Source organism: Flavobacterium sp. Sr18, from assembly GCF_011064265.1.
Taxonomy (GTDB): Bacteria; Bacteroidota; Bacteroidia; order Flavobacteriales; family Flavobacteriaceae; genus Flavobacterium; species Flavobacterium petrolei.
Genome location: NZ_CP049329.1, coordinates 514,376 through 534,804, shown reverse-complemented (window position 1 = coordinate 534,804; position 20,429 = coordinate 514,376). Strand labels below are relative to the sequence as shown.

General features: G+C 33.0%; 15 protein-coding genes. 10 read left to right on the top strand and 5 right to left on the bottom strand.

From position 1 onward, the window contains the following. Positions 1 to 3: 3 nt before the first annotated feature. From G7A72_RS02450 to G7A72_RS02435, 4 genes are read right to left on the bottom strand one after another with little or no spacing between them, the layout of a single operon-like run. Complete coding sequence (locus tag G7A72_RS02450) at positions 4 to 738, bottom strand: head GIN domain-containing protein (protein ID WP_165151294.1); 735 nt, start codon at positions 736 to 738, stop codon at positions 4 to 6. A 16-nt stretch (positions 739 to 754) separates the two neighbouring features. Continuing rightward, the gene (locus G7A72_RS02445) at positions 755 to 1,816 is read right to left on the bottom strand and encodes a hypothetical protein (protein ID WP_165151293.1); all 1,062 of its coding nucleotides are present in this window, start codon (positions 1,814 to 1,816) and stop codon (positions 755 to 757) included. Beyond that, positions 1,800 to 2,336: an anti-sigma factor gene (locus tag G7A72_RS02440; RefSeq protein WP_165151292.1), complete on the bottom strand. Its 537-nt coding sequence runs from the start codon at positions 2,334 to 2,336 to the stop codon at positions 1,800 to 1,802. Before G7A72_RS02440 ends, G7A72_RS02445 begins: the two co-directional genes overlap by 17 nt. Further along, positions 2,333 to 2,887: an RNA polymerase sigma factor gene (locus G7A72_RS02435; RefSeq protein ID WP_165151291.1), complete on the bottom strand. Its 555-nt coding sequence runs from the start codon at positions 2,885 to 2,887 to the stop codon at positions 2,333 to 2,335. Before G7A72_RS02435 ends, G7A72_RS02440 begins: the two co-directional genes overlap by 4 nt. Positions 2,888 to 3,195: 308 nt before the next feature. Between G7A72_RS02435 and lon the strand changes: the two genes are divergently transcribed. The 10 genes from lon (at position 3,196) to G7A72_RS02385 (ending at position 17,941) form a co-directional block, all read left to right on the top strand. Further along, the gene (gene lon / locus G7A72_RS02430; protein WP_165151290.1) at positions 3,196 to 5,646 is read left to right on the top strand and encodes an endopeptidase La; all 2,451 of its coding nucleotides are present in this window, start codon (positions 3,196 to 3,198) and stop codon (positions 5,644 to 5,646) included. Positions 5,647 to 5,815: 169 nt separating this feature from the next. Next, on the top strand, positions 5,816 to 6,835 hold the full coding sequence (gene porQ / locus G7A72_RS02425) for a type IX secretion system protein PorQ (protein ID WP_165151289.1): 1,020 nt from the start codon (positions 5,816 to 5,818) through the stop codon (positions 6,833 to 6,835). 37 nt (positions 6,836 to 6,872) lie between these two features. Continuing rightward, positions 6,873 to 7,568, top strand: coding sequence for a (d)CMP kinase (gene cmk / locus G7A72_RS02420; RefSeq protein WP_165151288.1), 696 nt, complete (start codon positions 6,873 to 6,875; stop codon positions 7,566 to 7,568). A 75-nt stretch (positions 7,569 to 7,643) separates the two neighbouring features. After that, positions 7,644 to 9,020 (top strand): nucleoside permease, encoded by a 1,377-nt coding sequence (locus G7A72_RS02415; protein WP_165151287.1) that lies wholly within the window; start codon positions 7,644 to 7,646, stop codon positions 9,018 to 9,020. Positions 9,021 to 9,408: 388 nt separating this feature from the next. Continuing rightward, complete coding sequence (gene rpsA / locus G7A72_RS02410; protein ID WP_113665688.1) at positions 9,409 to 11,187, top strand: 30S ribosomal protein S1; 1,779 nt, start codon at positions 9,409 to 9,411, stop codon at positions 11,185 to 11,187. Positions 11,188 to 11,415: 228 nt separating this feature from the next. Further along, the gene (locus G7A72_RS02405; RefSeq protein WP_165151286.1) at positions 11,416 to 11,970 is read left to right on the top strand and encodes a fasciclin domain-containing protein; all 555 of its coding nucleotides are present in this window, start codon (positions 11,416 to 11,418) and stop codon (positions 11,968 to 11,970) included. Between the two features lie 208 nt (positions 11,971 to 12,178). Then, positions 12,179 to 12,445: a hypothetical protein gene (locus G7A72_RS02400; RefSeq protein WP_165151285.1), complete on the top strand. Its 267-nt coding sequence runs from the start codon at positions 12,179 to 12,181 to the stop codon at positions 12,443 to 12,445. Positions 12,446 to 12,839: 394 nt separating this feature from the next. Beyond that, positions 12,840 to 14,834: a gliding motility-associated C-terminal domain-containing protein gene (locus tag G7A72_RS02395; protein WP_165151284.1), complete on the top strand. Its 1,995-nt coding sequence runs from the start codon at positions 12,840 to 12,842 to the stop codon at positions 14,832 to 14,834. A 31-nt stretch (positions 14,835 to 14,865) separates the two neighbouring features. Continuing rightward, positions 14,866 to 15,801, top strand: a complete 936-nt coding sequence (locus G7A72_RS02390) for a type IX secretion system membrane protein PorP/SprF (RefSeq protein WP_165151283.1) — start codon at positions 14,866 to 14,868, stop codon at positions 15,799 to 15,801. 10 nt (positions 15,802 to 15,811) lie between these two features. Further along, entirely contained in the window at positions 15,812 to 17,941 is a 2,130-nt protein-coding gene (locus G7A72_RS02385; protein WP_165151282.1) for an OmpA family protein, read from the top strand. A gap of 60 nt (positions 17,942 to 18,001) precedes the next feature. Here G7A72_RS02385 and pheT read toward each other — a convergent pair whose 3' ends face one another. Continuing rightward, positions 18,002 to 20,422 carry a phenylalanine--tRNA ligase subunit beta gene (gene pheT, locus G7A72_RS02380; protein ID WP_165151281.1) on the bottom strand — a complete coding sequence of 807 codons (2,421 nt, stop codon included), beginning with the start codon at positions 20,420 to 20,422 and terminating at the stop codon, positions 18,002 to 18,004. Between the last annotated feature and the right edge of the window lie 7 nt (positions 20,423 to 20,429).

The following is a 20,429-nucleotide window of genomic DNA, read 5'->3' as shown; positions in this document are numbered from 1 at the left end:
AAGTTAAGACTTTGAAATATTCCCTGATCCAGTCACTTTGGTATCTTTTTTCTTTGGATTGCCTTTGTATTCAATATCTCCAGAACCTGAAACTCTGGCATGAAGGCTTTCACTGCAGAAAACAGTATTGTCTCCTGATCCAGAAACGGTCGCTGTTACGTTTTTAGCTTTTAAATTTGCGGCATCTATATCGCCTGATCCGTTTAAATTACTGTTTAAATTTACCGCTGTTCCAGTTATATTTAAGTCTCCTGAACCATTTAAATTGGCGTCAAGATCGTTTGCTTCTACTTCTAAATTCATGTCGCCTGAGCCAATTAGTTTAGCTGAAAATGATTTTGATTGGATGCGATTTTTAGTCAACACATCTCCGGAACCGGTCAAAGAAACTTGATTAATACTTTCGAAAGGAACAGTTATAATAATTTGTTTTCCTTTGCTGCTACTAATGTATTTGTTCTTTTCTGAATAAATTTTCAAAACTTGATTCGCAACTTCAATTTTGATGTAAGGCAGTAAATTTTCTTCTCCTTTTACAGTTATGTTTCCCTCATTTCCAGAAACTAATTCTACATCAAAAAAGCCTACTACAGCAATTTCATCATACGAAGATGTCGTTCTTTTTTCAGATACAACGTTTCCGTTTCCATTTATTTTGGATTTAGAAGACCATTGTGCTTGAGCCATCGACGTGATTAATACTGCGCAACTGACAAATAATTGAATTGATTTTTTCATAAGTTTTGTTTTTAGGTTATTGGTTTTTAGTTAATATTACGTTTCCATAATCTGAAATTATATTCAAATTGTTAAGTCCTTTTTTCTTGTGAAAACCACTATATTTTTTTGAATTTGACACTTCTTCTTTAGAATCAATTTCTAAATCAGAATCATATTTAAAGTTTGCATATTTTAAAAGCACATTAAAATCAAAAGCAAAATTAGTGTGGTATCCAATGTTTATTCCCGTATATCCCGCCACTATAGTAACTGAATTTGCGTTTGCATTTATAGATTGAACGGTTAAAGAACTGTATTTTGTGTTCAGTTTTAAATAATCAAACACTTCTCCGATTTTTATCGTCAAATAATTTCCTGATGCGTCTAAGGTTTTTACATTTTGAATTCTGATTTTCCCATATTTACTATTGTATTTAATGGCATCACTTTGCTCAATTTCGATATCCGTGTAATCCGAAATTAAATCTAACTTAGTTGTTTCGCCAATTTTTAGATTCGAATATTTTGCTGTTACCATTCCATTTTTTAGAAATGCAATGCTCGAATTAGAGCAATATTCCATTTCAAGTGTACTGTTTCCAGACAATCTCCCCAAGATTACCTTTCCATATTTACATTTGATATCCGCTTCTGCATATAAATCAGAGGTGCTGATATTGCCGTATTTGTTATTGAGTTTTACACTTCCATTTTTTGGAATTTTGAGGGTGTAATTTATTTCAAAATTATTGTTTTTACCGTGAGCTTTGTAATTGGAATTTCCCAGAATTGTTTTGGCAGAAATCATTCCTTTCAAAGCGACTATATCAACAGCGATGGTTTCAATACGCTGGTTGACCCAATTTTCATTATCACCGCTAACTTTGATACTTATGTCAAGTTCAATTTTATCTTCGTTCCAAGTGGTTACTGAAATAGTGCCGTACGAATTCTCAATCGAAAGCGTTGCGTTAGGATTGACATAATACGCTTTTTTAATATTTTTTTCTTTCAAATGCAGGAAGTCATTGTCAATTGCATGTCCCAAAAATGGAATTAAAATAAATAAAATCAGTATTTTACATTGTTTTTTCATCAGCTATGTTTATTTTTTGTTCCTTATTTTCAATATGTTGCAGTACGCTTTGCAAAAAAGAAATCCGCGTCTGAAGATTGCTGATCATTGCATAAATAATCTGTTTACTTTCTCCATTGGTTTCAAGTTCCTTAATTATTTTGTCGTAATCATTGTCCAATGTTCGCATTTGTTTGAGTGCATCAGCAATGATTTTTTCGTTTTCAGGTGATTTTTTTTCTTTTATTTTTTCTAATTCTTTTTCAATTAAAATAGTAAAAATCGAATCTGTTTGTTTCGTTTCTTTTGATGCAAATTGCAATTCCTCAGTTTTTTTAGGAGTAATATTGAAAATTGAAAGTCCTAATATAAGTACTATAGAAGCAGCGATTCCAATAGAAACAAAACGTTTCCAATTCGATTTCTTAGATTTTAATTTTTGTTCAAATCGTTGCTCATGATTACTTTCAGGAGACTCGACATCCCATTGATTTTCAAATTTTTCAAATAATTGGTCTAGTTTTTTATTTTCCTTTTTCATATTTCCTCTAGTTTTTTTCGCAAACAATCTTTGGCTCTGCTCAGTGTAGTTCTGCAATTGGCATAACTGATATTCAAAATTTCGCTAATTTCTTCTTGGTCGTATCCTTCAATGAAAAATAGTGTTAAAACCATTCTGTAATTGTATTTCAATGAAGTGATGGTGTCTAGAATTTGTTTTACTTTTAAATCTTTGAAAGAAGTGTTTTCTAAAATGCCAATTTCAGTTTCCTCTATTTTATAAAGTGTAGCATCAAAATCTTCTGGTTTGAATTGGTTGTTCTTTTTATAAAAATCAATACTGCAATTCACCACAATTCTTTTTAGCCAAGCGCCAAAAGCAACTTCTTGCTTGTAATCATCTATTCGCGTGAATGCTTTTAAGAAACTTTCCTGCATTACATCCTCGGCAAAATGGCTGTCTTTTACGATTCGATGCGAGACATTATACATGGCTTTTGCATAGCGATTGTAAATTTCGCATTGTGCTTTTTGATTTTTTTGCTTGCAGAGCAAAATCAATTCTTCGATATTATGTTGATTTACATTCAAACAGCTGCTAGTAATTTAATAGTAAGGACTTGTTAATTTTTTCTTTGTTACACTTTTATAAAAATAAAACTAAAATTTTCATTTGATTGCTCCTGCAGTGATTAATTTGTTGCTGTTTTAATGGTCAGCATTTTTACTTTCTGATGAAAAATAGGATAAAGATAGTTTCTTTTGGCACAAAGATTGACTCTTTTACCGTTATGCAAATTTTGAGGATTAAACATCGCTTTTATATAAAAAGACTATTTTGAAACCTTATATTTGCTTAAAGAATGAATTTTTTAATGACAAAAAGACTTAAATAATATATGTCAAATCATAAAATACTTACTATTGACAATCTGTCACTTCAGGAATTTGATTCGGAAGCAGATTTAATTCCACTTTTGACTCCCGAGGATGAGGAGGAAATGAATAATGAGGCTTTACCGGAATTATTGGCGATTTTACCTTTGCGAAATATGGTTTTATTTCCAGGAGTTGTAATACCAATTACTGCGGGACGTGATAAATCAATTAAATTGATTAATGACGCCAATGCAGCTGGAAAAACGATTGGAGTTGTTGCTCAAATCAACGAAGAAGATGAAGATCCAACCAAAGATGATATTCATAAAATAGGTACAGTTGCCCGTATTTTGCGCGTGCTAAAAATGCCTGATGGGAATGTAACGGTAATTCTTCAAGGTAAAAAACGTTTCGAAATTGATGCTGTTATTGCTGAAACGCCTTATATCACTGCGAAAATCAAGGAAGTTCCTGAAAAAAGACCAAAGAAAAATGATACTGAATTTGTAGCGATTCTGGATTCAATCAAAGAATTAGCGATTCAAATTATTAAAGAAAGTCCAAACATTCCCAGTGAAGCTACTTTTGCCATCAAGAATATTGAAAGCCAATCATTTTTAGTCAATTTTGTGACTTCTAATATGAATCTTTCTGTTAAAGAGAAACAAGACTTGTTGGCTATTAATGAATTGAAAGAAAGAGCTTTAGAGACGCTTCGTTATATGAATATTGAGTTGCAAAAACTCGAATTGAAAAATGATATTCAGTCCAAAGTTCGTTTCGATTTAGACCAACAACAACGTGAATATTTCTTGCACCAACAAATGAAAACCATTCAAGAAGAATTGGGTGGCGTTTCTCAGGAAGAAGAAATGGACGAAATGTTGCAAAAGTCTTTGACCAAAAAATGGGATGAGAAAACCAAAAAACATTTCGAAAAAGAATTGTCTAAAATGCGTCGCATGAATCCGCAAGCGCCAGATTTTGGAATTCAAAGAAACTATTTAGAGTTGTTTTTAGAATTGCCTTGGAATGAATATTCTAAAGATAATTTTGATTTAAAAAGAGCCCAAAAAATATTGGACAGAGATCATTTTGGTCTTGAAGATGTTAAGAAAAGAATGATAGAACATTTGGCAGTTTTAAAATTGCGAAATGATATGAAATCCCCAATTATTTGTTTGACAGGACCTCCAGGAGTTGGTAAAACTTCAATTGGACGCTCTATTGCAGAAGCTTTGGGTAGAAAATATGTTAGAATTTCCCTTGGTGGATTGCGTGATGAAGCGGAAATTCGCGGACACAGAAAAACCTATATTGGTGCGATGCCAGGACGAATTATTCAAAGTTTGAAAAAAGCGGGAACTTCGAATCCAGTTTTTGTTTTGGATGAAATCGACAAATTATCTAACAGTAATCAAGGTGATCCTTCATCTGCATTATTGGAGGTTTTAGATCCGGAACAAAACAATTCGTTTTATGATAACTTCCTTGAAATGGGATATGATTTATCTAAAGTGATGTTTATTGCCACTTCTAATAATATGGCTGCAATTCAACCTGCGTTGAAAGACAGAATGGAAATTATCAAAATGTCAGGTTACACAATTGAAGAAAAGGTAGAAATTGCGCGTCAGCATTTGTTTCCAAGACAATTGAAAGAGCACGGTTTGACAACTAAAGATTTGACCATTGGAAAAAAACAATTGGAGAAAATTGTTGAAGGATACACCCGTGAATCTGGAGTTCGTGGTTTAGAAGCTAAAATTGCTCAAGTAATCCGTAATGCAGCCAAATCAGTTGCGATGGAAGAAGAGTATAACAAGAAAGTTACAGATGAAGATATCATAAAAACACTTGGTGTTCCCAGATTAGAAAGAGATAAATACGAGAACAACGATGTTGCCGGAGTGGTAACTGGTTTGGCTTGGACCTCTGTTGGTGGTGATATTCTGTTTATAGAATCGTTGCTTTCTCCTGGTAAAGGAACCATGACTATTACCGGAAACTTAGGTACGGTCATGAAAGAATCAGCAACAATTGCTTTAGAATACATTAAAGCGAATGCAAAACTTTTAGGATTGGATTCCGAGATTCTTTCTAAATATAATATTCACTTGCATGTTCCCGAAGGAGCTACTCCAAAAGACGGTCCAAGTGCCGGAATTGCGATGTTAACTTCTTTGGTTTCTTTATTTACACAAAAACGTGTGAAGAAAAATTTAGCAATGACAGGAGAAATTACGTTGCGTGGAAAAGTATTACCAGTAGGCGGAATCAAAGAAAAAATATTGGCAGCAAAACGAGCAAATATCAAAGAAATTATTCTGTGTCACGAAAATAAGAGTGATATTGATGAAATAAAACCTGAATATTTGGAAGGACTTTCTTTTCACTATGTAAAAGAAATGAGCGAAGTATTAAAATTTGCTTTGACAGATCAAAATGTAAAAAACGCCAAGGATTTGTAATAAGTTACAACTCCTAAATACAAAAAATCCAAATTTCAAAACTTGATTTTCAAGAGATGGAATTTGGATTTTTTATTTGCAATTACGAGTTTCAAAGTTGCCATTTATTGTATTTATAATTTTATCTTCGCAGTTGCGTTTTTATTTTATACCAACTGCAATTTAAAGCATGTTAAAAAAACTTCTACTATACTGTTTCCTTATTATTTGTGCTGTTTCTTACAGTCAAATAGGAGGGAAGTATACCTATCAGTTTTTGAATTTAGTGACTTCGCCAAGACAAGCAGCTTTGGGAGGAAAAGTAATTACAATTTATGATGATGACGTCAATCAGGTTCATTTTAATCCGGCAACCATAAATGCGGAAATGGACAACCATCTGGCTTTGAATTATGGCAGTTATTATAAAGAAGTTACTTACGGAACGGCTTCTTACGCCTATACATACGACCAGCATTTGCAAACTTTTCAGGCTGGAGTAAATTATGTCAACTATGGCAATTTTGAAGGTTTTGATGAAAACGGTCAGCCCACATCTGAATTTACAGGAAGCGAAATAGCCCTTTCGTTTGGGTATGCTTACAATATTCCGTACACCGATATTCATATAGGAGCTAGTGCAAAACTGATTTCTTCCAGTTTGGAAACCTACCATTCTTTTGGAGGAGCGCTTGACATTGGGGCTTTGTTTATTGATGAAAGAAATGATGTCAACTGGGCGTTGGCTATTCGGAATATAGGAACTCAGTTTTCAACTTATAATGGTACAAATGAGAAACTGCCGCTTGAAATCATTGCGGGAGTGTCACAAGAATTGGAAAACGTTCCGATTCGGTGGCATCTTACATTAGAAAATTTGCAGCAATGGAATATTGCCTTTTCAAATCCGGCCAGAGCAGAATCCTCTTTTGATGGTGAATCCACCGAAGAAAAAGTATCCATTGTGAATAATGCTTTGCGGCACGTAATTGTGGGTGTAGAACTTTTTCCGAAAAAAGCGTTTAACCTGCGAGTGGGATATAATTTTAGAAGAGCAGAGGAATTACGCCTTGTAGAACAAAGGAATTTTTCCGGAGTTTCATTGGGTTTCGGACTCAAATTAAATAAACTGAAATTCAATTATTCATATTCCAGATACACATTAGCTGGAAATACTAGTTTATTTGGGCTGACAGTTAATTTCCAATAATAATTTTGATATAATATAGAACTTTAAATTTTACATTTTGAATAAAAAAATTACTATCGCTATTGACGGTTTTTCCTCTACAGGAAAAAGTACATTGGCTAAACAACTTGCGAATCATTTAGGATATATTTATGTAGACACGGGAGCGATGTATCGTGCCGTAACTTTATTTGCGATGCAAAATGGTTATATAAATGCGGAATCTTTTGATAAACAAACCTTGATTACTAGTTTACCAAATATAAAATTGCAATTCAAATTCAATGCTGATTTAGGTTTTGGAGAAATGTATTTGAATGGGGTAAACGTTGAAACTGAAATCAGGACGATTGAAGTTTCTAGTTTTGTGAGTAAAGTAGCTGAAGTTTCGGAGGTTCGTGCCAAATTAGTGGAACAACAAAAAGAAATGGGAAAAGACAAAGCAATTGTAATGGATGGAAGGGATATTGGTACAGTAGTTTTTCCAGATGCGGAGCTAAAAATATTCATGACCGCCAGTGCAACTACAAGAGCACAAAGGCGCTATGATGAACTGGTTGCAAAAGGCGATACGGTCACATTTGAAGAAGTTCTCAAAAATGTGGAAGAGCGCGATTATATTGATACGCACCGTAAGGATTCTCCATTAGTTATGACTGAAGATGCGGTGGAAATTGATAATTCACATTTGAATCGTAAGGAACAATTTGATCTTGTTTTAGAATTGGTAAATGAAATTACTAAAACGATATAATTATTTGCAGATCTCATTTTTAATAGTAGATTTACGCCCTGTTAATTTTTAAAAAAACAAATAACAATTCATCTCATGGGAATTAAAAATAGATTGGTAATAATGAGCTTTCTTCAGTTTTTTGTTTGGGGAGCTTGGTTGATTACCATTGCGAATTATTGGTTTGGCACCAAGAATTGGGAAGGAACGCAGTTTGGGTTGGTTTTTGGAACAATGGGAATTGCTTCCTTATTTATGCCGACACTAACGGGAATTATCGCTGATAGATGGGTAAATGCTGAAAAATTATACGGAATACTTCATATTTTATATGCTGCAGTTCTATTTTATATGCCACAAGTTTCCACTCCGGAAACCTTTATTTACATTATGCTTTTGGCAATGTGTTTTTATATGCCAACGATTGCTTTGAGCAATTCAATATCGTATACGGCATTAAAATTAAACAATAAAGATGTAATAAAAAATTTTCCACCCATTCGCGTTTGGGGAACAGTTGGGTTTATTGTAGCGATGTGGATTACCAATTTAACTGGAAATAAAGCGACTGAATATCAGTTTTATATTGCAGGTTTAGCCGCTATAGTTTTAGGGATTTATTCTTTTACTTTACCAAAATGTAAACCCCAGCGCTTATCGAAAGAGAATGCTTCTGTTATGGAAACATTAGGATTAGAGTCTTTCAAGTTATTTGCTGATTATAAAATGGCTTTATTTTTTGTTTTTTCTATGTTTTTAGGGGGCGCTTTGCAACTGACAAATGCTTATGGAGATGTTTTCTTAGATGAATTTAAACATTTTCCAAAATATGCAGATTCTTTTGTTGTGGAATATTCAACGATTATTATGTCAATTTCTCAAATATCGGAGACTTTATTTATTCTTGCAATTCCTTTCTTTTTAAGACGTTTTGGAATCAAACAAGTTATGTTGATTAGTATGTTGGCTTGGGTGTTGCGTTTTGGATTATTTGCTTACGGAAATCCTACAAGCGGATTATGGATGATTATTATGTCTTGCGTGGTGTACGGAATGGCATTTGATTTCTTTAATATCTCAGGATCATTATTTGTGGAAACGAATACAGATCCAAAAAATCGTTCTTCAGCACAAGGTTTGTTTATGATGATGACCAATGGTTTTGGAGCGGTTTTGGGAAGTTTTACTTCCGGATGGGCAATTGATAAGTATTTTACAAAATCATTTAACAATACTACTGAGTTAGCTGGTTTTTTGGAAACAGAAACTACAAATTCAAAAATGCTAGAATTTATAACTGGTCAAGGGAATGTAATAGGAGCTGATGGATTGTTCAGCAAAGTGGTTTTAATGAAAGACTGGCACACGATTTGGCTGGCTTTTGCAATTTACGCGCTGATAATTGCGGTTGCATTTGCTGTTTTGTTCAAGCACAAACACAATCCTTTAGATGTTGAAAATATAAGTCATTAAATCAGGATTTGAATAAATACAAACCCGATATTTTTTAGGAGATATCGGGTTTTTTTTTGTTGAAAATTACCAATTGTAGTTAACTAGCCCCGAGTGAAGTGGCATCCTTTTACACAGCTTCCAGCCTTCAAAAGGCTGGAAGCTGTGTAAAAGATACAGCGAAAAGCGGGAGCAGAGTTTCTAAAAACTACTAAATGTTCTGCTCCTAATAATCAACCGATTATCGAAACATAAATATTTTGTAATTTAATATAAAAGTGTTACTTTTGCAGTCCTTTTGGTGAATAAGAGTTTCCTTTAGGGTTCAATTAATTATACAAACAACTTCTGCTGTTTTCTGGCACATTAAGAAACTCGAGAGAATACAGAATACAAATTTTTAATCAGCATGTCTGAACAAGTAAAATCACAAGAAGAGTTTTTAGCAAATTTTAACTGGCACAATTTCGAAGAAGGTATTGATGCTGTTGATGAGAAAAACTTATTAGAATTCGAAGAACTAGTTTCAAAAACATTTATCGCTACTGATCAAGAAGAAGTGGTTGATGGTACAGTTGTTAGAATTACAGATAGAGACGTTATCGTTGATATCAACGCAAAATCGGAAGGTGTTATTTCATTGAACGAATTCCGTTACAACCCAAACTTAAAAGTAGGTGATACTGTTGAAGTATTAATTGACATCCGTGAGGACAAAACTGGTCAATTAGTTTTATCTCACAGAAAAGCACGTACTATCAAATCATGGGATAGAGTTATTTCGGCTAACGAAACAGGAGAAATCGTTAATGGTTTTGTAAAATGCAGAACTAAAGGTGGTATGATCGTTGACGTTTTCGGAATTGAAGCTTTCTTACCAGGATCTCAAATTGATGTTAAACCAATTAGAGATTACGATGTATATGTAAACAAAATGATGGAATTCAAAGTGGTAAAAATCAACCACGAATTCAAAAATGTTGTTGTTTCTCATAAAGCGCTTATTGAAGCGGATATCGAAATCCAGAAAAAAGAAATCATCGGTCAATTACAAAAAGGACAAGTATTAGAAGGTGTTGTTAAAAACATTACTTCTTATGGTGTCTTTATTGACTTAGGTGGAGTTGATGGATTGATTCACATTACTGACCTTTCTTGGTCAAGAATCAACCACCCATCTGAAGTTCTTGAATTAGATCAAAAATTAAACGTTGTAATCCTTGATTTCGATGACGAAAAAACAAGAATACAATTAGGATTGAAACAATTAAACGCTCACCCTTGGGATGCTCTAGATGCTAAATTAGCAATTGGAGACAAAGTAAAAGGTAAAGTAGTTGTAATCGCTGATTACGGTGCTTTCATCGAAGTTGCTGAAGGTGTTGAAGGTTTGATCCACGTTTCTGAAATGTCTTGGTCTACTCATTTACGTTCTGCTCAAGATTTCGTAAAAGTAGGTGATGTTGTTGAAGCAGTTATCTTAACTTTAGACAGAGATGACCGTAAAATGTCATTAGGTATCAAACAATTGTCTCAAGATCCTTGGACTGATATCACTTCTAAATATCCTGTAGGTTCTAAACATTCAGGTATCGTTAGAAACTTTACAAACTTTGGTATTTTCGTAGAATTAGAAGAAGGAATTGATGGATTAATTTACATCTCTGACCTTTCTTGGACTAAGAAAATCAAACACCCATCTGAATTTGTAAATGTTGGTGAAAAATTAGACGTAGTAGTATTAGAATTAGATGTTGATGGACGTAAATTATCTTTAGGTCACAAACAAACTACTGCTAATCCTTGGGATCAGTATGAAGATTCATTCGCTGTAGGAACTATCCACAATGGTGAAATTTCTGAAATCGTTGACAAAGGAGCTACTGTAGAATTTGGAGATGATATCGTTGCTTTCATTCCTACTCGTCACCTTGAAAAAGAAGACGGAAAGAAATTGAAAAAAGGTGATTCAGCTGATTTCAAAGTAATCGAATTCAACAAAGAATTCAAAAGAGTAGTTGCATCTCACACTGCTATCTTCCGTGAAGAAGAAGAAAAAAATGTGAAAACTGCTACTGAAAACACTTCATCTAACTCATCTACAAATGCACCAGCTGCAACTTTAGGTGATAACAATGATATGTTAGCTGCATTGAAAGCTAAAATGGAAAAATCAGAGAAAAAATAATTTCTTGAAATTTTTTGAATATAGAAAGCCTCGCAATTTGCGAGGCTTTTTTTTGTTTAAAAGTTTTAGCAGCAGAACATTTTTACTTTATATCATTTTCACAATAGTAAAAAAAAGTAGCTTTCAAATAGTTTAAAATCAGTATTTTAAAAAATATTTTAATTTTTTTAAAACCAAAAGTGCTTATAGTGCGTAAATGCTTTTATATAACTTAAAAAAATAGATTTTATGAAAACTAGAAAATTTTTATCGATTGCATTATTTACGGTAGTATTAGGAGCAACTTCTTTCGCTCAAAAAACAGTAATGGTTGGTGGTGCTGCGATGTATCCGTCTAAAAACATTGTTGAGAACGCAGTAAATTCTAAAGATCACACCACTTTAGTTGCTGCAGTAACCGCAGCCGGTTTAGTTGAAACATTACAAAGTAAAGGACCATTCACAGTTTTTGCCCCAACAAATGCCGCATTTGATAAATTACCTACAGGAACTGTAACTACATTGTTAAAACCAGAAAACTTAAAAATGTTGCAAACTATACTTACGTATCATGTTGTTGCAGGAAAAATGAATGCTTCGGATATTGCCAAAGCAATTAAAATGGGCAATGGAAAAGCTACAATGAAAACAGTAAGTGGTGGAACTTTGACTGCTTGGATGAAAGGTAAAGATTTATACATCACTGATGAAAATGGTGGAAAATCTAAAGTAACAATTGCTGATGTTAACCAATCTAACGGTGTGATTCACGTTGTTGACGCTGTTGTATTACCAAAAAAATAATTTTTTATAGAGGTTGAAATTTGTTAATCTTTAGAGCCTTGTAATTATTTGCAGGGCTCTTTTGTATTATGTAAAGTCCATATTCTAATTTAGGAAGCAGAATATTAAGCAATATGCTTAATATTCAAAAATTTGAGGGATTTTAATTTTAGAAAAAAGTATGTAAAAATCGTATGAAAATGTTTATTTTTGGTAAAATGAAACTTTTATGATTATAAAATTACCCTTAATTAGAGTTAAACACCTTTATTGTTTTTTTTCTTTTTTTCTTTTTATTTTTTGTACCTATGATGCCTATGCACAATGTTCAGGAATTGCTGGAAATGATGATAATAGCTTAACTATTTGCGATATTACAAACGTATCTAGTACAGCTGTAAATTTGAATTTGCAATTAGGTTCTAATATTTCTGACGGAACTTGGAAAGATGATGATAGATCAGGAGGATTAAATAGAACGACGGGGAATTCTTAATGCTCAGTTAATTAAGAAAAGTGGTGTCTATAAATACACGTATACTGTTTCGGATGGGTTAGGTTGTACAGATTCGGCGGTTATATCCATAACAGTAGGTGGATATACAGGAGTACCGGGGTCCAATGCTTCAATTTGTAATACCAAACAAGCTTATAATTTATTTGAGGCTTTTAATGGTGATTTTTTAGCGCCACAACTGGGTGGTACTTGGGTTGGAAATACAAGTAATGTAGGCTTAAATAATAATATACTGGATGCTACAAATTTAAATCCTGGTAGTACTTACGAATATACGTATTCAATACCAGCTATTGGTTCTTGTGCAGCGCCTCCAGAAGTTAAAATTTTTGTAACAATTTATCGATCGCCACAGCCTGGAACTCCGTATGATTTGAATTTGTGTTCCAATGAACTAAGTGCTTACACCAATTTTAATTTAAACGATCAACTAATAGGGGAGGATAGTAACGGTATTTGGACTGAGACTGTAACGGATGAAATCGACAATAACGACGATACTGATTCCACTATTAATATCCAAAATATTTATAATACCAAAGGACCTGGGACATATCGTTTTACTTATACAGTATTCACGGATAATAATGTTTGTGATGATCAGTCATCAAGTGTAGATATTACCATTGAAAAACAACTCGATTATACAGGAGCAACTTTAACTGTCAATACACCCATTTGTGAAAAAGAAATTGCAGTAACAGCTTTTTCAGCCACTTTGAAAGATGTTGTGAATATTCCAGATGGAAGTTATAGCGTTACGTATACTATATCAGGTATTGGATCGCCAATAACAACTATTCAAAACTTTTCAAATAATGTTTTGACTTTTCCAATTGCTTCTAATAATTTTTCTGTTCCCGGAAATTATACTATCACGGTTACAAATATTGTCAGTGGCACATCACTTAATATTTGTAATAATATAATTCCTTTAATTTCGGGAGTGATTAAAATTAACCCAATTCCTAAAATCAATAACGCTACACTTACTATTGCTCCAGTTTGTCAAACTTCTGAAGCCGTAGTAGAATTTTCGGGGACCTCCAATCTTACTGACGGAAGTTATACTATTGTTTATAATTTATCTGGAAGTAATATAGCCACGGCACAATCGACTGTTATCAACGTTACCGGTGGACTTACTTCATTTTTTATACCAGTAGGTTTAATTCCAAATATTGGTACTACAACAATTGCAATTACAAATATCAGAAACCTCACTACCGGCTGCACCAATATTGCAACCTTGTCTAAAGATTTTGTTGTTAAAGCATTGCCAGATGTAACCAATTTAGTAGTTACTATTAAAGATGTTTGCCAAAATCAACCTGTCACTGTGGAACTCTCAGGATTAGGGAATTTAACATCTATTTTTTTAAGCTATACTCTATCAGGTGCTAATAACAGTGCTTCGCAAATAGTAACCTTAGCAGTGAATTCTGGAAAAGCTAGTTTTGTAATGCCGGTAACTAATCTTCCTAACACAGGTAATACTTCATTTACGATTACTGACCTTACTAATGTAAATAATGGTTGCTCAGCAATAATAAATCCAAATTCTAAGAGCTTTTTAATAAATGTAATACCAAACAATCCAACAGTTACGAATCAGGAATTTTGTAAAGTTGAAAATGCTACTGTTGCCAACTTAATTCCAAATGGTTCGCAATACCGATGGTATAATTCATTGACAAGTACGACTGCTCTAAATAGTAGCGCACTTTTGGTAACAGGTAATTATTATGTAAAAGAAATAAATTCTGTAACAGGATGTGAATCCGGACTTGAAATGGTAGCAATTGTAATAAATGAATTATCAACACCAATTTTAAATCAAGATGGTGAAAACTTTTGTGGATTAGATAATCCTACAATTCAAAATTTATCTGATAATGTTACTAGTAACGGTACTTTAGTTTGGTTTGATGGTGCAGTAAGTGGAAATCTATTGCCTGCCACTACATTGCTTCAAGATAACCGTATCTATTACGGATTTGATTCTACGACTGCTAATAATTGTTTTTCAACAAATCCATTACAAGTTACTGTATCCCTTACAAATTGTGATGTTACGGCTGATTTCTTTATACCTGATGGATTTTCACCAAATGGGGATGGCGTAAATGAAACATTTAGCATTCCGGACATTGATTTTTTATATCCGAATTATACATTGGAAATTTTCAATCGATATGGAAATTTGATGTACACCGTAAATAAAAATAAACCGGATTGGGACGGAACAGCATCGGATTCTAGTACTGACATCAATGGAAAAGCACCAAATGGAGTTTATTTTTATGTTATTAATTTTAATAAAGGTAACACTTCACCAAAACAAGGACGACTTTATTTAAATCGTTAATGGTTCTTTACAAGTTAAAAACAAATTTCAAATGAAAAAAACACTACTATTTTTAAGTTTTTTCTTAATCATAATTAAAGCATCAGCACAACAGGATCCACAATACACACAATATATGTTCAATATGAATGTGCTAAATCCTGCGTATGCCACAGGAGTTGAATCCACTTTAAATCTTGGAGCTCTATATAGAACGCAATGGGTAGGAGCTGTTGGCGCCCCAAAAACATTGACTCTTTTTGCCCATATGCCAGTAAATAAAAAAGTTGAAGTTGGTTTCTCATTAATTTCGGATGATATTGGAGACGGTGCTAAAAAAGAGAATAACTTTTTTGCAGATTTTGCTTATTTGTTAGAATTCAATAATAATCATAAATTATCTCTAGGATTAAAAGCGGGTTTAACATCCTTAGCAACTAATTTTAATGGGTTTGTTTTTGAAAGTGGCAATGCTTCAACAGATTTAGCATTTTCTGAAAATATTAATGATGTCATGCCAAATATTGGTATCGGAGCATTTTACTTCACGGAAGAGTACTATGTAGGTTTATCAGCACCTAATTTGCTTGCTACAAAACACATTGAGGAACGTTCAGGAATTAACTCTTTTGGCTCAGAAAATATTCATGTATTTCTAACTGGTGGTTATGTTTTTGATATCTCTCATTCATTCAAATTTAAACCATCTTTTATGTCAAAATATGTTAAAGGTGCACCAATTTCGCTAGACATTTCTGCTAACGTTCTATACAATGACCAATTTGAATTTGGAGCTGCATATCGATTTGGAGATTCCGTAAGTGGTATGATGAATGTAAAAGCAACGCCTAACATCAGAGTTGGATATGCCTATGATTACAATACGTCTAATCTGGGGCAATTCAATTCTGGAACACATGAAATTTTTGTATTGTTTAATTTGGATTTATCTAGTAAAGGATATGATAAGTCGCCAAGATTTTTCTAACATATAAAATATGAAAAAAATAGTACTGATTTTAATCGTATTTTCAATACAATTAATAAACGCCCAAGAACAAGATTTAAAAAGAGCCAATCGTTTTTTTGATAGAACTTTTTATAATGAAGCTATTCCCTTGTATGAATCCATTATTCGAGAAAACAGTTCAGTAACGGTAGTTAAGAACCTCGCTGATAGTTATTATTTCACGAGTGATTTTGCAAATGCACAGCGCTATTACAAACTATTGATAAATAATTATAATAAAGATCTAGAAGAAGGGTATTATTTTAAATATTCCCAAACTTTAAAAGCTACTGGAAATTATAAAGCTGCAAATTCAGTTATGAGAAACTATTTTTCTTCATTAACGGATCAAAAATTTTTGATTGACTTTGAAAAAGAGCTAGTCAACCTAGAAAATGTTTCTGCTATTGGTGATCGATTCGAAATAAAAAATTTAGGGATAAATACACCAAATTCTGAGTTTGGAGCAGTCTCAGAGAGAGGCAATTTAGTGTTTTCGGGAGTAAAAAAGAAAGCAGGTTTATTTGATAAAATGTATAAATGGAATGGTGAAACGTATTTGAATTTAATTTCAATTCCTTTGAAAAATATAAATTCCAGTGATTCAATTGTAAATTATTTTTCTAAAGAAATAAATACTTCCATGCACGAATCTAACGCTGTATTCACCAAAGATGGAAAGACAATCTATTTCACTAGAAATAATTATAAAAAAGGAAGAAGAGGTAAGAATAAAGACAAAGTTTCAAACCTTCAAATTTTTAAGGCTCAATATGTTAATGATAAATGGACAAATATAGTTTCGTTACCATTCAATAGTGAAAATTATTCTACAGAACATCCAGCATTGAGTACTGATGAGAAAACTTTATACTTTGCATCCGACATGCCAGGATCACTAGGATCTTTTGACATTTTTTCAGTATCAATAAGTGGTGATGCATATGGTACTCCCCAAAATTTAGGTAATCTAATTAATACTTCCAAAAAAGAACAATTTCCTTTTATTTCAAAAGACAATAGATTATATTTTTCGTCAAATGGACATGAAGGTTATGGATCGTTGGATGTTTTTGTTTCGCAGTTGCAAAATAACGTATTCTTAAAAGCTGAAAACGTAGGTTTGCCTCTGAATTCTGGATATGATGATTTTGCTTTTTACATAGATTCAGAGTATAATGAAGGTTATTTTTCATCCAATCGATTAGGAGGAAAGGGTAGTGATGATATTTATTCTTTAAAAGAGGTAAAGAAATTACTAATAGAGGATTGTAAGCAATTTATTTCCGGTATAATTTCAGATGTAGATACAAAATTACCATTAGAGAATACTGTAGTTGTTTTACAAAATTCTGATGCAATAGAATTGCAAAGAATTGTAACATCTGCAGACGGTGCATTTAATTTTACAGTTTCTTGTGAAACAGAATTTAAAGTAAATGCATCCAAAGAAAATTATACCAACAGTTTCAAAATAGTTGCTCGTAGCAAAGAAAGAAATAAGAGGAATGATGCCTCAATGGAATTAAAATCCATAGAAGAAATAGCAAGAGCAGCGCAATTGATTCTTGATGAACAGAATAAAACAGAATTAGCTACCTTAGCCTTGAAGAAAAAAGAAGCAATTTTAGCGCAGGAGCAAAACAAAAAAGATCTTGTAATAGCAGCCAAAAATGATAAAGATTTAGCCGAAGCTAAGAAGAAAGAAAAAATAGAAGCAATTGTAGCGAATGAAAAAGATGTAGTTCAAGAAAAAAATAGATTAATCATTAAAACAGATCCGATCTATTTTGACTATAATTTGTGGTATATCAGAAAGGATTCAAAACCTATTTTGAACAGAGTTGTTGAATTAATGAAAAAATATCCTGAAATGGTTGTTGAAATTGGTTCGCATACAGATAGCAGAGGTAACAACACGTTTAATATGAATTTGTCATCCAGAAGAGCGCAAGCAACAAGAACTTATTTTCTGGAACAAGGAATCCCTTCCAAACGAATTCTTGCTAAAGGATATGGAGAGACGGTCCAAAACATAAAATGTATTCCTGAGGACTCTTGTACTGAAGAGCAACATGAGTTAAACAGACGTAGCGAATTTGTAATTAAAAATATATAAAAACAAAATCCCGATTCTAATTTTAGAATCGGGATTTTATATATTATAAAAAAAAAGAAATTATCTTAAACTTGCTCCAAGTTCAGTTTCAAAATTCTTTTGCAGTTTGCTCATAATTTTGTCAATTTGAACATCCGTCAGTGTTTTAGAACTGTCTTGAATGGTAAAGCTTAAAGCGTATGATTTTTTACCTTCAGGAAGATTTTCTCCTTCATAAACATCAAATAAATTAATATCTTTTAAAAGTGCTTTCTCAGTTTGACGAGCAATGTTGTAAATACTGTCATACGTTATATTTTTATCAATTAATAACGCCAAATCCCTACGAACTTCAGGATATTTAGGAATTTCAACATATTTGATTTTTGTGGAGATTTTCTTTAGAATTGTATCCCAATCAAAATCAGCATAAAAAACTTCTTGTTTGATTCCAAAATGTTTTAGAATCGATTTTTTTACAATTCCAAACTCTAAAATGGTTTCATTGCCAATCGAAATAGCTAATCCTTCAGAAAAAACATCCGAAGTGACGGGATTATTTTGTGCTTTATCTAAACCTAATCTTGAAAGTATCCCTAAAATATATCCTTTGAACAGAAAGAAATCAGATGGCCTCTGCGCAGAGGTCCAGTTTTCTTGATTTCTATTACCAGTAAGGAATAAACTCAAATGTTTTTTCTCTTCGTAACCAGCAAGGTAATTATGATAGGTTTTACCAAATTCGAATAATTTTAAATCGGCATTCTTACGATTGATGTTATAAGATACAGCTTCCAATCCTGAAAATAACAAAGATTGACGCATTGTGGATAAATCAGCACTTAGCGGATTAAGCATCGTCACATTGTGTGCAACATTCAATTCGTCCGAAAGTGTAGCATAAGTAGCCGTAGTCAATGAATTTGCCATCATTTCATGAAAACCCTGAGAATTCAATTGAGTGGCAATCGTATTTTGAATTTTGTAATCTTCGTTTCTAGGTGAATTCGAAACCGTGGCATTTAACTTTTTAGAAAAATTAATGTTGTTGTATCCGTATACTCTTAATATTTCCTCGATTACATCAATTTCTCTTTGTACATCCACACGGTAAGATGGAATAGTCAATCCCAATCCTGCATCTGAAACGCTATTCACTTTAATATCTAAAGAAACTAATATTTTCTTAATGGTATCTTTTGGAATTTCCTGACCAATAATTTTTGCGACTTTACTAAAGTTTAAGAAAACAGAAAAATCTTCAATTTTCTTAGGATACATATTCATAACATCAGATGTTATTTCGCCTCCAGCTACTTCTTGAATCAATAAAGCAGCACGTTTCAATGCATATTCTGTAATAGTTGGGTCAATTCCTCTTTCAAAACGGAAAGAAGCATCTGTATTTAATTGATGTCTTTTGGCCGTTTTACGAATACTTATTGGATTGAAATAAGCACTTTCTATAAATATAGAGTTGGTGCTTTCAGAAACGCCTGATTTTTTCCCGCCAAAAACTCCGGCAATACATAAAGGTCCTTTTTCGTCACAAATCATTAAATCTTCTTCATGTAATGTTCTTTCCACATCATCAAGAGTAGTAAATTTGGTTCCTGCAGGAAGAGTTTGAACTACAATTTTCCCATTAATTTTTGAAGCATCAAAAGCGTGAAGTGGTTGCCCTAATTCATGTAAAACATAATTAGTGACATCAACAATATTATTTTTTGGATTTAATCCAATGGCTTTCAATCTGTTTTGTAACCAAGCTGGAGAAGGTTTAACCTCAATACCAGAAATTGTCACCCCGCAATATCTTGGGGCAAGTTTAGGTTCTTTTACATCAATGTCAATTTTTAGAGTTCTTTTGTCGACTCTAAAATTACTTACGGATGGTGTAATCAATTCTACGTTGACACCACTTTGCAGCATTCCGGCTCTTAAATCACGAGCAGTTCCTAAATGGCTCATTGCATCAGCACGATTGGGTGTTAGTCCAATTTCGAAAACCTCGTCATTTTCAATTTTGAAAACTGTTGCCGCTGGAGTTCCAGGTAATAAGGCATCATCCAATATCATAATTCCGTCATGACTTTCACCAAGACCTAATTCGTCTTCAGCGCAAATCATTCCGTGACTTTCCTGTCCGCGAATTTTTCCTTTCTTAATTGAAAAAGAGACTCCTTCTTTATCATATAGTGTCGTTCCAATAGTAGCAACCGGAACTTTTTGTCCTGCAGCAACATTACTGGCACCACATACAATTTGAACAGGAACACCATTTCCTAAATCAACGGTAGTTATTTTTAGTCTGTCAGCATCCGGGTGTTGAATACAAGTAAGTACATGTCCCACAACAATGCCTTCTAATCCGCCTTTTACCGATTGGTATTTTTCAACAATCTCTACTTCCAGACCTAAATCGGTTAGTAATGCTGCGGTTTCTTCGGATTTCCAGTCTATTTTAATGAATTGTTTTAACCAGTTGTAAGATATTTTCATCTGTTAA